Raw genomic sequence first — 13,469 nt, 5'->3', positions numbered from 1 at the left:
TCATCAGGCATCAGGAGAGTTCAGCGACGCGAGCCCGCAGCTTCTCCGCCGCCTGCTCGTTGCCCATGTCCTCGCGCAGCAGCAACGCCTCCTTCAACGCGGCCACGGCGTCCTCCGCCCGTCCGGCGCGGGCGTGTGCGTCGGCGAGGTTCTCGAGCGTCACGCTCTTGATGGCGTCCGGCAGCTGGTCGCCGGGCAGCGCGAGCACCCGCTGGAACGTCGCGACGGCCTCGGCGAGGTGGCCGCGTTCCAGGTGCAGCAGACCGCGAGTGTCCAAAGTGGAGGCCGCGAGTTCGGCCATGCCCTCCTGGGTGACGACGGCGTACGCCTCGTCGTTCGCGGTGAGTGCGGCGTCGAACTCCTTGAGGCCCACCAACGTCATCGAGTAGTTGTTCAGCGCCATGGCCAGCCCGGACGGCGAGCCCTGTTCCTGGCGCTTCTCGATCGCTCGTTCGTGCAGGGCCTTCGCCGACTCCAGGTCGCCGCTCATCGCGTGGTTGACGGCCCACTGGTCGAGGGTGACCGCGATGCCGTGCAGGTGGCCGATCTCCTCGCGCACCCGCAGCGCCTCGGCGTAGTGGACGGCGCCGTCGGCGAACGCTCCCAGGGCGGAGAAGGCGTTGCCGAGCGAGTGCAGGGTGATGCCCTCGGCGTACCTGTCGGCACTCGCGCGGGCGGCCGCGAGTGCGACGCGGTACAGCGCGATCCGTTCCGACGGCCGCCCGCGCAAGTAGAGATAGCCGAACATGACGGTCGCGAGCTGCCAGGCGTGCTGGTGCAGGCCGCACTCACCGGCCAGCCCGACGGCGGCGAGGAGGTTCTCGTGCTCGGTCTCGCACCAGGCGGCGGCGACCGCCGAGTCCTCGAACAGCACCGGCTGAACGCCGTCGGAGAGCGGGCACAACGTGATGGCGACCCGGCTGTGGCGCAACAGCCGGTCGGCGCTGTCCACCGAGTGCAGGTAGAACTCCAGCAGCCGGCGGACGGCCGTGAGCCGCTCGGCGGCCGGATCCGTCTCCCGCAGCGAGCGCGCGTACGCGCGCAGCAGGTCGTGGGACGTGTACCGGCCCGGCGAGCGTTCGATGACGAGGTGCATGCGCGCCAGCGTCTGCAACGACCTGCGCACCTCACCGCGGCGGCGGCCGTCGAGTGCGGTGGCCGCGTCCAGCGAGATGTCCGGGCCCGTGGTCAGGCCGAGCAACCGGAAGAGCCTCGCCGTGTCGTCGTCCAGGCGGCCGCAGGACGTGGCGAAGACCGCCTCGACGTGGGTCATCAGGCCGTCCGCGGCCCTGAGCTCGGCGACGAGTTCGCGCAGGCCGAGACCGGGATCGTCGGCCGCCCTGGAGGCGGAGACGGCGAGGGCGAGCGGCAGGCCGCCGCAGAACGCGACCAGGTCGGCGACGGCGTCCGGTTCGGCGGCCACGCGCCCGGCACCGAGGCGGGCGGTGAGCAGCGCGACGGCGTCGTCCTCACCGAGCAGGTCGAGCGTCACCGGGACCGCGCCCTCGCGGACGACGAGTCCGGTGAACCGGTTGCGGCTGGTGATCACGACCAGGCAGCCGCGGCCGGCGGGCAGCAGCGGCCGGACCTGTTCGACGTCGCGGGCGTTGTCGAGCAGCACGAGCACGCGGCGATCGGCGACGACGCTGCGGTAGAGCGCCGCCCGTTCGGGCAGGTCCACCGGAACCCGGCTGCCGGACACCCCGAAAGCGCCGAGGAACGCCGCCAGCACCTCGGCCGGGTCGGCGGGATCGGCCGACGGCTCGAAGCCGCGCAGATCGACGTAGAGCTGCCCGTCCGGGAAGCGGTCCGCGACCGAGTGCGCCCACCGCACGGCCAGTGCCGTCTTGCCGATCCCCGCGGTGCCGTCGATCGCGGTGATCACCACCGCCGCCCCGCCCGTGGTGACCTCGGTCAGCCTGGCCAGCTCGGCGTCGCGGCCGGCGAAGTGCACGGCCCCGACGGGCAGCTGCCGCGGCACACCGGCCCGCGCGGCCGGGTCGAGCAGCCGGGCGTGCAGGTCGCGCAACGGCTGACCGGGCTCGACGCCCAGTTCGTCGTCGAGGTGGTCGCGGATCTGCTCGTACGCGGCGAGCGCCTCCTGGGGCCGTCCCGCCTGGTGCAGCGCGTGCACCAGCTGCGCCCAGAACCCTTCGCGCAACGGATGCTCGCCGGTCAGTTCGCGCAGCTCGTCCACCAGTGCGGCTCCGCGCCCGCGTGCCAGATCGGCCTCGACGCGCCGGCCGTGCACCACGAGCCGTTCCTCGACGAGCGGCGGCACGTCCTCGCGATGCAGGTGCGTCGACGCGACGTTGGACGCCACCTCACCACGCCAGTGCGCGAGCGCGGCGGCGAACTCGCCCTCGGCGGCGAACCGGCGGAACCGGGTCAGGTCGAGCCGGTCCGGATCCACCTCGGCCAGATAGCCACCGGTGGCCGTGCGCACGCAGTTGGCGTCCCCCAACGCCATCCGCAGCCGCCGCACGACCATCTGCAACGTCTTGTGCGCGCGATCGATCGTGGGCGGCTCACCGTCCCACAGCCGGTCCACCAGCTCGTCGACGGACACGAACCGGTTGGGCCGCAACAGCAACGTGGCGAGCAGCACGCGCCCGCGCCCGGCGGGAACCTGCACGCGCACGCCGTCGCACAGCACCTCCAACGGCCCGAGGACGCGGTACTCGACGTTCATGGGCTCCTTCACCTGCTCGTCCACAGTGGATTCTTGAGGGGTGTGACCGAAGTGTGAGCGCCGGTCGGCAAGCTCATCATCAGCCGGGGACGACAGCGACAAGTGGCTTCGCCTGGGGGGTCGCAGTCGTCTCCGGCTACTCCAGTGCCGCGAGCCTCCCGGCGAGCCCCTCCGCCCGCTCGCCGCCGGGATCACGCCAGATGCCTGTCGCGCGTTGCCACGTCTCGGGTGCTTCGTCACGCCGATCCAGCCGCACGCGGTACTCGGCTCGCACAAGTCCCCCCAGGTCGCAGCCAGTTTAGCGGCGTGTGATCGCGGTGTGAGCAAAGTGTGAGCGGGGCCGGGCAGAGTAGTTCTCAGCGGTGCTGGTGGCTGAGTTACCTGGGGGGCCACCAGCACCGCTCATCAGTTCCCGGGCCGCCGCGCCCGTGACCGAAGTGTGAGCGCGATCAGCGACTCTGTGAGCGGCCGGCCTCTCCGCGGTTACCTCCCTCTTCACCGTGGAGGGGCCGGCCTCAGTTCAACGAGGCCAGCAGTTCGCGCACGTCGTCGGCCTGCGCGTTGCCCAGGTCGTCGTAGACGTCGAGCGCCGCGAGGTAGTAGCCGCGGGCCGCGTCCAGTTCGCCCAGCTCCCGTTTCATGTCGGCCAGCCGCACGAGCGTGTCCGCCTGGTAGTGGCGGTACGACAACGTCGCCTGCAGCTCGACGGACCTGAGGTAGTTCGCCTCCGCCTCCTCGTAGCGGCCCAGCGCGCGGTAGATGCTGCCGAGGGTGTCGCGGTTCGAGGCCACCACGGTGTCCCGCTCGTCCGGCACCAGGTCCAGGTACATGTCCCGGGCCTGTTCGGCGTGCGCGGCCGCCTCGTGGTGGTCGCCGAGCTCGTGGTGCACGAACGCCAGCGACGCGGAGACGCTCGCCAGTTCGATGCGGTCGCCGCTGCGCATCGCCACGTCCAGGGCCTGCAGCAACGGGCCGAGCGCATGCCGGTGCCTGTCCTGCCTGGCCAGCAGGTAGGCGAGGCCGCGCAGGTCGTTCGACAACCCGATGAGGTCGCCCAGCCGTTCGTCCAGGGCGACGGCCGCGCGGAGCTGGCGCTCGGCCTCGTCGAACTCCTGCCCCGGCACCAGGCAGGACACCAGGCCGCGGCGGGCCCGGCACTCCCCCTCGAGATCACCTGCCCGGCGCGCGGCGGCCACGGCCAGCCGTTGCAGGCGTTCGCCCTCGCGCCACCGGCCGGTGGCCAGCAGGAAGTGCCGGATCGCCCACACCGTGCGCCACACGTGACCGTCGAAGCCCGCCTCGCCCGCCGCGACGACCGCGGGACCGAAGACCGCGCGTTCCTCCGCGTACCAGCGGTCGGCGTCGGTGCTCACCTCGAACGCCAGCACGACGGCGCCGGGAGCCGGGTCCGGCGTGGTGATGGGCTGGCGCAACGGGTCCGACCTCACCGCGGCGGCCAGCGCGGAGTGCATGAGGTGGTCGAAGAACCGCCGTTGGGCAGCCTCGCGCTCAGCAGGCGTCAGGCACAGAGCCGCCTCCTCCGCCGCGTACGAACGCATCAGGTCGTGCAGCCGGTAGCGGCCGTTCTGGCTGTTGATCAGGCTGTAGCGGACCAGCTCGTCCAGCGCGTCGGCCGACGGCCGCGCCATGAGGCTGGTCGCGGCGGGCTCGGTCACGTCCGGGCCGGGGTGCAGGCCCAGCAGCACGAACAGACGCGCCGCCACCGGGCTCAGCCATCCGAACGTCCACGAGAACACCGCCCGCACGCTGGTCAGCGGATCGTCGGTGTCCAACGCGTCCAGGGCAGCGTGTTCGAGTTCCTCCACGAGCACGCCGAGCGGGTGCTGGTCGAGCATCGCCCGTGCCGCCACCACGGCGAGTGCCAGCGGCAGGCCCGCACACAGCTCGACGAGCCTGGCGGCCGCCGCGGGTTCCTCGGCGACCCGGTGCGCGCCGACCCTGCCGCCGAAGAGCGTCATCGACTCCTCCGGTCCCAGCACGTCGAGCTGGAACGTCCGGTCCTGCGTGACCAGGCCGCGCAAGCGGTTGCGGGACGTGATCACGGCCAGGCTTTGCGACCCGCCCGGCAGCAGCGGCCGCACCTGCGCCACGTCCCGGACGTTGTCGAGCAGCACCAGCACCCGCCGCCGCGACAGCAGCGTCCGGTAGCTCTCCAGCATCGCCTCGGTACCGGCCGGGACCTCGTCCGCGGGCACGCCGAGCGCCAGCAGGAAGTCGCGGGCCGTGCTGATCGGGTTCACCGGGGATCCGGTCGGATCGAACCCGCGCAGGTCGCTGTAGAGCTGCCCGTCCGGGAACCGGCCGGCGATCCGGTGCGCCCACTGCACCGCGAGCGACGTCTTGCCGATGCCACCGCTTCCGTTGATCACCAGCTGCCCGGGCGCGAGCACGGCGTCGAGCCGGTCGAGTTCCCGCTCCCTGCCCACGAAGTGCGGCAACGCGGTCGGCAGCTGCCGGGGAACGTGGTGGTGCGACGGAACGAGCACCGCCGTCGCGGGGACCTCCCCCGCCAGCACCTGCTGCTGCGCCTCCCGCAGCCGCGGTCCCGGCGTGACGCCCAGTTGCTCGCCCAGCACGACCGCGACCTCCTGGTAGGTCGCGAGCGCGTCCGCCTGCTGTCCGCCGCGGTGCAGGGCGAGCATCAGCTGCGCCCAGAACACCTCCCGCACCGGGTGCTGGTGGGTGAGCGTTTTGAGCTCCGGCACCAGTTCGGCCGCGACACCCCGCTCCAGGTCGTCGTCGATCCGCTTCTCCAGCGCTGCCAGCCATTCCTCGACCAGCGCCGGCACGAGATCGCGGTGCAGCGACTCCGCCGGGACGTTCGCCAGCACCGGCCCGCGCCACAACGCCGTCGCCTCGGCGTGCTCACCGGCCCTCAGGTGGGCGCGGAACATGAGCAGGTCGAGCTGCTCCTGCCCGACCACGGCCGCGTAACCGCCCGCACCCGTCCGCACGCAGTTGGCCGCGCCGAGCGCCTGCCGCAACCGGGTCACGACCATGTGCACCGTCTTGCCCGCGCGGTCCGCGCTGGGCGGCGCCCCGTCCCACAGCCGCTCGACGATCTCGTCCACGGAGACGAACTCGTTGGCGCGCAGGAGAAGTGTGCCGAGCAGAACCCGGCACCGGCCGGCCGGAACGGTGACCGGGGCACCGTCGAGCAGGACCTCGAGCGGCCCCAGCACGTGGTACTCGACTCGCACGTCGCCCCTCTCCCGCTCGGTGGCCGAGCGCCGAGTGTAGGGGCGAGAACTGGGTGTGACCGAAGTGTGAGCACAGCCGGGCAAAGTAGTCATCAGCCGGAGCGATGAGAGTGACAGCGAAGTCTTGGGGGGCTGTCACGATCGCCGCGCTCCCTCCGGGCCGCCCCTCCCCAGTGGTGCGGTCCGGGAGGAAATCCGGTCATGGGGGGAACCGGACAGTCCCCTGCTGTTCGGTGAAGGCCCGCGGCTTCGGCTGCGGGCCTTTTTATTGCACCGGAAACCGGTGTCATCGAGATGCCGGCGGCGCGTGAGCGGTGTCCCGCAGAGTCCTGCCCAGCCGGTTCGGAAGAGTCAGCACTGGGGGTGACTCGACGGACCCGGTGCCGCCTCCCTCCCTCTTGGGCGCACCAGGTTCCGAGCCTGCGAACCGGAAAGGGCCCGCGGCTGATGCCGCGGGCCCTTTCCGTGCAACTGTTCCTAGTCCGACGGGAGCCAGGCGAACTGGATGCGCTGCTGACCGTGCTTGCGGGTCACCATCGTGCCCCGGCCGGGAGGCTGCGGCGACGGCTTCAGGTTGCCGATGATGTTGCCCTCCTCCTTCGAACCGGAACCGACGAAGATCGGCGCCGAGATCTCCTTCAGCTTGCCGATGATCGGGTCGTACATCGCGCGGGACGCTCCACCCATGCGGCGGACGACGACGACGTGCAGACCGACGTCCTTCGCCTGCGGGATGAACTCGGCCAGCGGCTGCATCGGGTTCGCGGCACCCTGCGGAGCGACCAGGTCGTAGTCGTCGACGACGACGAAGACCTCCGGGCCCTTCCACCAGGAGCGGTTCTTGAGCTGCTCCTGCGTCACGTCCGGGCCGGGCATGCGGTTCGCGAGCGAGCCGCGCACCTCCTGGACGTTCTGGGTGAACTGCGTGCCCGACACCGCGTAGCTGAGCAGGTGGTCGGTGTCGATGAAACCGAGCATCGTGCGGCGGTAGTCCGCGAGCAGGATCAACGCCTCGGACGAGGTGTAGCTCTGCATGATGCCGCGGACGATCGTGCGCAGGATGTTCGTCTTGCCGGACTCGCCGTCGGCCAGCGCGAGGAAGTGCGGGTCCGCGTCGAAGTCCAGGTAGACCGGCGCGAGCTCGTCCTCGTTGACACCGACCGGGACCAGGTGGCCTCGGTTGGGGAGGATCTGCTGGACGTGCGCCATGAACTGCGCGTGGTCGAGCAGGTCGGGCAGCATCCGGACCTGCGGGGCGCGCGGGCCCTGCCAGGCCTGGTTCAGCTTGTGGCTGAGGTCCTGGACACCGGAGACCACCGTGCTCGCGTCCTGCGAGGTGTCGATGCGGGGCAGGCCGACGAGGTAGTGCAGCTTGCGTCCCGTGGCACCGTCGACGGTGATGCCGCGGCCGGGCCGGCCCGGCGGCACGTTGACCGCCACCTTGCGGTCGACCTCGGACTCGCTCGGGTCACCGAGCCGCAGCTCGAAGCGCGTGCCGAGGAGGTCCTTCATGGCGGGCCGGATCTCCGCCCACCGGCTCGCGCCGACGATCACGTGCACGCCGTAGGACAGACCCTGCGCGGCGAGCGCCTGGATCTGCGGCTCGACCATCTCGAACTCCTGGCGGAAGTTCATCCAGCCGTCCACGATCAGGAACGCGTCACCGAAGGAGTCGTCCTTGATCTCACCGCGACGCTTGCGGTTGCGGAACTCGCCCAGCTCGATGCGCTGGTCGCGCCAGCGGAGTTCGCGTTCCGCGATCAGGGTCTGCAGCTCGGCCACCATGCGGCGGACCTTGTCGACGTCGAGACGACCGGCGAAGCCACCGACGTGGGGCAGGTCCTCCATCGCGGCGAGCGAACCACCACCGAGGTCGATGAGGTAGAACTGCACCTCCTCCGGCGTGTGGGTGAGCGCCATCGACGCGACGAGCGTCCTGAGCATCATCGACTTGCCGGACTGCGGGCCACCGACGACCGCGCCGTGACCGGCCGCACCGGAGAAGTCCGCCCACAGCAGGTCGCGGCGCTGCTCGAACGGCTTGTCGACCACGCCCAGCGGGACCTGCAGCGTGCTGTTGGCCGGGTAGCCCGGCGACGTGAGACCGCGGTCGGGGGTCACGTCGAGCGGCGGCAGCATCGTGTCCATCGTCGGCGGCTCGTTGAGCGGCGGCAGCCACACCTCGTGCGCGGGCGGGCCCTGGCCGACGAGGCGGTCGACGATGAGCTCGAGCTGGGTCGGCTCGTTCGCGTCCTCCTTGACCGGCGCGGCCTCGACCTTGACCGGCTCGATCGGGCGCTCGGGCTCCTTCGGGATCTCGATGAAGTCCGGCACGAAGAAGCGCGGGCGCTTGTCACTGCGCACGGCCACCGACTCACCGGCGGACTGCATGCCGGCGGGACGGTAGGTGCCCGAGACGTAGAGCGCCTTGAACCTGGTCAGCGGCATGCCCTGCACGCTCAGGTAACCCGAACCCGGGATCGGCGGGAGCTCGTACGCGTCCGGCACACCGATCGCCGCACGGGACTCCGCCGCGTTGAACGTCTTCAGACCGATCCGGTACGAGAGGAACGTGTCCAGACCGCGCAGCTTGCCTTCCTCGAGTCGCTGCGACGCGAGGAGCATGTGCATCTGCAGCGACCGGCCGACACGACCGATCTGCAGGAAGATGTCGATGAAGTCCGGCTTCGCCGTCAGCATCTCGGAGAACTCGTCGATGCAGATGAACAGCGCGGGCAGCGGGTCGAGCTGGGCGCCGTTCTCACGGGCCTTCTCGTAGTCCCAGACGTTCTTGTAGTTGCCCTTCGCCAGCACCTCCTGGCGACGCGACACCTCGCCCTCGATGGCGTCCTTCATGCGGTCGACCAGGCTCAGGTCGCCGGCGAGGTTGGTGATCGTCGCGGCGACGTGCGGTGCCTTGTCCAGACCGAGGAACGTCGCACCACCCTTGAAGTCGACGAGGATCATGTTGAGCGCCGTCGACGAGTGCGAGGCCAGCAGGCCGAGCACCAGGGTGCGGAGGAACTCCGACTTGCCGGAACCGGTCGCGCCGATGCACAGGCCGTGCGGGCCCATGCCGTCCTCGGCCGCTTCCTTGATGTCGAGCTCGACCGCCTGGCCGTGCTCGCCGATGCCGAACGGGATGCGGTAGCGGTCGCGCTTGGGCCGCGGCCGCCACGCCTGCTGCACGTCGAACGTGATCGGGTCGCCGGGGATGCCCATGAACTCGAGCAGCGGCGGGTTGTTGGTCATCGCCAACGGGTCCTCGCCCGAGTCGCCACCGGCCTCACCGGCGGCGCCCATGCGGTAGGGCGACAGCCTGCGGGCCAGCGCCTCGGACTCCACGACGGTCAGCCGGTCCGGCGCGCCGAACCACTCGACACCGCTCGCGGAACGGGCGCCCAGCTGGTTGTTCTCGACGACCAGGCGCAGGCCGCGCCGGGCCGTCAGGTTGCCGAGGCACTCGTTGAGGTCCAGCAGCGTGACGCCGACCAGACCCTCTTCGAGGATGATCATCTCTTCGCGGCTGATGTCGCCGTCGTCGATGACGATCACGATGTGCGGCTGGTCGGGCGGCGGCGGGGCGTTGCGGGTGAACCGCTGGCGGTCGCGCAGGTTCTCGTCCAGCATCGCCTCGATCTCGGCGAGCGAGTTCGCCATCATGCGGCGCTGGCCGATGCCGTCGATGTCGGTGGGGTGCTGCGCGTGCGGCAGCCACTTCACCCACTCCCACAGCTGCTTGGTGCGGCCCGCGCTGACGACCGCGATCAGCAGGTCGTCCGGGGCGTGGAAGGTGACGAGCTGGGCGAGGAGGGCGCGCGCGAGGTCGCGGCGGTCCTCGATCTCGCCGAGCAGGCCGACCGCGGCGAACCCGCGCAGTGCGATGGAGATCGGGAGGTCGGGCACGAGCGAGTGGGCGCGCACGAAACGGCGCAGCGCCAGCGTCGCGATCGGTTCGAGCTCCTCGACGGGACCGGTCTGCGGCGGCACCAGGCGGGTGGCGAGGCGCTGCGAGCCCCGTCCCGCGCGCAGGTGGCAGAAGTCCGGGTCGTTCTGGCGGCGTTCCCACATGCGGCGGGTGGTGGCGAGCGACCACAGCATCTGCGGGTCCGGGTGCACCCACTCGCGTTCGGCGCGCTGCTCGTCGGCGGCCTCGCGGGCGCGGTCGCGCATCTGGCCGAGGTACCGCAGGTAGTCCTTGCGGTCCTCGTTCATCTCGGCTTTCTTCTGGCCCTTGCCCGAGCCCATGCCGCTCGCCATCATGCCGATGGTCGAGATCATCATCATGCCGGGCATGATCATCGCCGCGGGCTGCCGCGGCATGAACACGAGCATCATGCCCATCATGCCCATGGACGCGACGATCATGACGACGGGCATCGCCTTCATCATGATGTTGCCGGGGATGATCCGGGGGACCTCGGGTGGCGGTTCGAGGTGTACCTCACCGCCAGGAGGCCGGGGAGCAGCAAGGCGTGCCGTTCGCTTGAACTGCAGCGTGCTCAACTGACAGGCACCTCTTCGACTCGTTACGCCACCAGTAGCAACCGACACTATTGCGCATCCGCGCGCGTCACGAAGGTGGGTCGGGAAAAAACCCAGTCGAACGTGTTCTGCAAACGACACGTGCAAGAGACGTCGGTGCGGCCATACTAGGGCCGCCCGGCAACCGTCCGAGTGGACCAATAAGGTCGGGCACATTGTTTGCAAGGCTGATCTGACTTAGGGGGCCCTGGTGGCGACCGGTACGACGGTGTTCAGCCGTGTCACGGTGGTGGCACCTCGGACGCGTATCGACGTCGCGCTGCCTGCCGATGTGGCGGTGGCCGATCTCCTGCCGATGCTGCTGGACATGGCGAGAGAGGCCACTCCGGACGGTGGCGTCCGGCACGGTGGCTGGTGCCTCGCCAAGCTCGGCGACAACCCGCTGGACCCGGCTCGCACGCTGGCATCGCTGGGCGTCGTCGACGGTGAGCTGCTGCAGTTGCGGCGCCGCAACGAGAATCCGCCGCCGCCGTTGTACGACGACGTCGTCGACGCGATCGCGGAGTCCGATCCGGACTCGTTCCGGCCGTGGACCAAGGAGACCGCGCAGCGGTTCGGTCACCTGGCCGGCGCGCTCGCGCTGATCGCGTCCGCGGTGGCGTTGTTCCTGTCCGGTCCGGTCACGCAGGCCGGTTCCGGCAGCGGGCTCGCGGCCGCCATCGCCGGTGGTGTCGGCGCGATCGCCATGCTGGCGGCGGGCGCGACCATCGCGCGGGCCTACAGCTCGGCGTCGACCGGTGTGCTGATCGCCGCGTGCGGTTCGCTGCCGCTCGCGTTCGTCGCGGGCTTCCACGCCGTGCCCGGTGTGGGTTTCAGCCCGAAGATGCTGCTCGCCTCCGCGCTGATGATGATCTTCGCGTGGGGCGGGATCCTGCTGATCGGGCAGGGCATCACGGTGTTCATCGCCGCGTCGACCGGCGGCACGCTCGTGGCGCTGGCGTTCCTCGTCTCGACGTTCGTCGAGCACCCGCTGTCCGGTGTGGCCGCCGCGACCGGTGCCGTGGCGCTCGCCGCGCTGTCGATGCTGCCGGGTCTCACGCTGCGGCTGGCCAAGATCCCGCCGCCCGTCGTGCCGACGAACGCCGAGGACCTCAAGGAGGACAGCGGCTTCCCGGAGTACGCGGTCATCGAGCGTCGCACGGCCGTCGCGCACGAGTACCTGACGGGCATGATCATCGGCACCGGCGTGGTCGCGGCACTGGCCGCCATCGTCGCCGCGTCCGCCGACACGGTCTGGGGCCCGATCTACGGCGTGGTCGTCGCGATCGTGCTGATGATGCGCGGCCGGGCGTACGCCAACGGCGCGCAGGCCGTCGCACTGCTGTCGACCGGCATGTTCGCCAGCGCAGGCATCCTGATCGGCTGGCTGATCTCGTCGACCTCGTTCAACCGCATCGCGTTCGTCTTCGGCGCGCTGCTGGTGCTGGGCGCGCTCGCGCTGGTGCTCGGTGTGATCTTCCCCGGCCAGAAGTTCTCGCCGCCGTTGCGCCGCACCGTCGACATCATCGAGGCGATCCTGATCGCCTCCGTGCTGCCGCTGGCGCTGGCGGTCATGGACATGTACCAGGTGTTCCGAGGTCTGATCACGCTATGAGGGCCGGCATCAGGCGCACCACGGCGGCAGCGACCGCCGGACTGCTTCTGCTGACGGGGGCGCTGCCACAGGCCTCCGCTCAGCCGTCGTCCACACCGGCGACCGCGCGGCCGAACTCGGTGCCGCCGGACCTGCCGGCCGGCACCCCGCCGCCCAACGACGAGGGCAAGCCGGACGTCAAGTACGAGCGCACCTCCAAGGGGTGCGTGGAGTCCGACACCAAGAGCGAACTGATCGAGTACATGCCCTGGGGCCAGGTCTACCTGAACCTGGAGCAGGCGCACCGGTTCGCCAAGGGCAAGGGCATCAAGATCGCGATCATCGACACCGGTGTCGACCCGCGCAACCCCCGCTTCGGCGGCAGGGTCCAGGGCGGCGGCGAGTACGTCTTCGGCAACGCCAACGGCACGGACGACTGCGACGGCCACGGCACCGAGGTCGCCGGCGTCGCCGCCGCGGCCAAGACCGAGGGCGACTTCGTCGGCGCCGCACCGGAGGCGACGATCCTGGCGATCCGCCAGACCAGTGACCGCTTCGAGTTCAAGGGCGACGCGAACAACGAGAAGCGCGCGTCGGCCGGCAAGGTCGGCACGCTGGCGCAGGCGATCGTGCGCGCGGCGAACCAGGACGCCAAGGTCATCAACATCTCGCTGACGAACTGCAGCTCTCCCAAGCTCTTCAGCGATGACGACAGGAAGCTGCAGGCCGCGATCCGGTACGCCGTGGACGTCAAGGACGTGGTGATCGTCACGGCGGCCGGCAACCTGAGCGACCAGGGCACCGGCTGCGCCGCCCAGAACAACAACCTGGACCAGGCCAACGTCAACTCGGTGTCGTCGCCGGCGTGGTTCGCCAACGACGTGCTGTCCGTGGGCTCGATCGCGCGTTCCGGCGACGTCTCGTCGTTCAGCGTCTGGGGCCCGTGGGTCAGCATCGCCGCGCCGGGTGAGGAGATCATCTCCGTCGACCCCAAGGGCACCGGCCTGACGAACGCGAACGTCACCGCGCAGGGCGTGCAGGACATCAAGGGCACGAGCTTCGCGTCCCCGTACGTCGCGGGGATCACGGCGCTGGTGCGCGAGCGGTTCCCGAACCTCAAGGCGCGCCAGGTGATGGAGCGCCTCAAGGCCACGGCGCTGCACCCCGGCGGGGTGACCGGCAAGGACAACAAGGCCGGCTTCGGCATGATCAACCCGGTGGCCGCGCTGACCGCGGTGCTGCCCGCCGAGGCGGCCGGTTTCAAGGCGCAGGAACCGAAGGAGCTGACCACCAGCGTCACTCCGCCGCAGGGGCTCGACTGGCCGCCGATCATCGTGGCGCTCAGCGGCATCGGTGCCGGTGGCATCCTGCTGGCGCTGACGTTGTTCGTCCGCAACTCGCTCAACCGCAAGCGCAGAAGCACCGCGTAGCGTTCGAG

The 13,469-nt window shown here is 70.6% G+C and carries 6 protein-coding genes; 2 read left to right on the top strand and 4 right to left on the bottom strand.

What is annotated here, in order from left to right; all coding sequences use genetic code 11:
* Positions 1-10: 10 nt before the first annotated feature.
* The 4 genes from ACH413_RS30955 to eccCa all read right to left on the bottom strand — a co-directional run bounded on the left by ACH413_RS30955 (position 11) and on the right by eccCa (position 10,419).
* Positions 11-2,716, bottom strand: coding sequence for a BTAD domain-containing putative transcriptional regulator (locus ACH413_RS30955; RefSeq protein WP_360048330.1), 2,706 nt, complete (start codon positions 2,714-2,716; stop codon positions 11-13).
* A 112-nt stretch (positions 2,717-2,828) separates the two neighbouring features.
* Positions 2,829-2,966 (bottom strand): hypothetical protein, encoded by a 138-nt coding sequence (locus ACH413_RS30950; RefSeq protein ID WP_360048332.1) that lies wholly within the window; start codon positions 2,964-2,966, stop codon positions 2,829-2,831.
* Positions 2,967-3,207: 241 nt separating this feature from the next.
* A complete protein-coding gene (locus tag ACH413_RS30945; RefSeq protein WP_360048333.1) occupies positions 3,208-5,913 on the bottom strand; it encodes a BTAD domain-containing putative transcriptional regulator in 2,706 nt (901 codons plus the stop codon).
* A gap of 477 nt (positions 5,914-6,390) precedes the next feature.
* Entirely contained in the window at positions 6,391-10,419 is a 4,029-nt protein-coding gene (gene eccCa, locus ACH413_RS30940; RefSeq protein WP_360048334.1) for a type VII secretion protein EccCa, read from the bottom strand.
* 229 nt (positions 10,420-10,648) lie between these two features.
* On the opposite strand from eccCa, the gene eccD reads away from it, so the two are divergent.
* Both eccD and mycP read left to right on the top strand, forming a co-directional pair.
* Complete coding sequence (eccD, locus tag ACH413_RS30935; RefSeq protein ID WP_360048335.1) at positions 10,649-12,052, top strand: type VII secretion integral membrane protein EccD; 1,404 nt, start codon at positions 10,649-10,651, stop codon at positions 12,050-12,052.
* Positions 12,049-13,461 (top strand): type VII secretion-associated serine protease mycosin, encoded by a 1,413-nt coding sequence (gene mycP, locus ACH413_RS30930; protein WP_360048337.1) that lies wholly within the window; start codon positions 12,049-12,051, stop codon positions 13,459-13,461. Before eccD ends, mycP begins: the two co-directional genes overlap by 4 nt.
* Positions 13,462-13,469 lie beyond the last annotated feature (8 nt).

It is taken from the genome of Lentzea sp. NPDC020367 (assembly GCF_044387305.1).
Taxonomy (GTDB): Bacteria; Actinomycetota; Actinomycetes; order Mycobacteriales; family Pseudonocardiaceae; genus Lentzea.
This window is presented reverse-complemented; position numbering and strand designations above follow the sequence as displayed.

Bases quoted from the DNA above. Each gene is read 5' to 3' on its own strand.
- mycP (WP_360048337.1), top strand. From the start codon at position 12,049: ATGAGGGCCGGCATCAGGCGCACCACGGCGGCAGCGACCGCCGGACTG.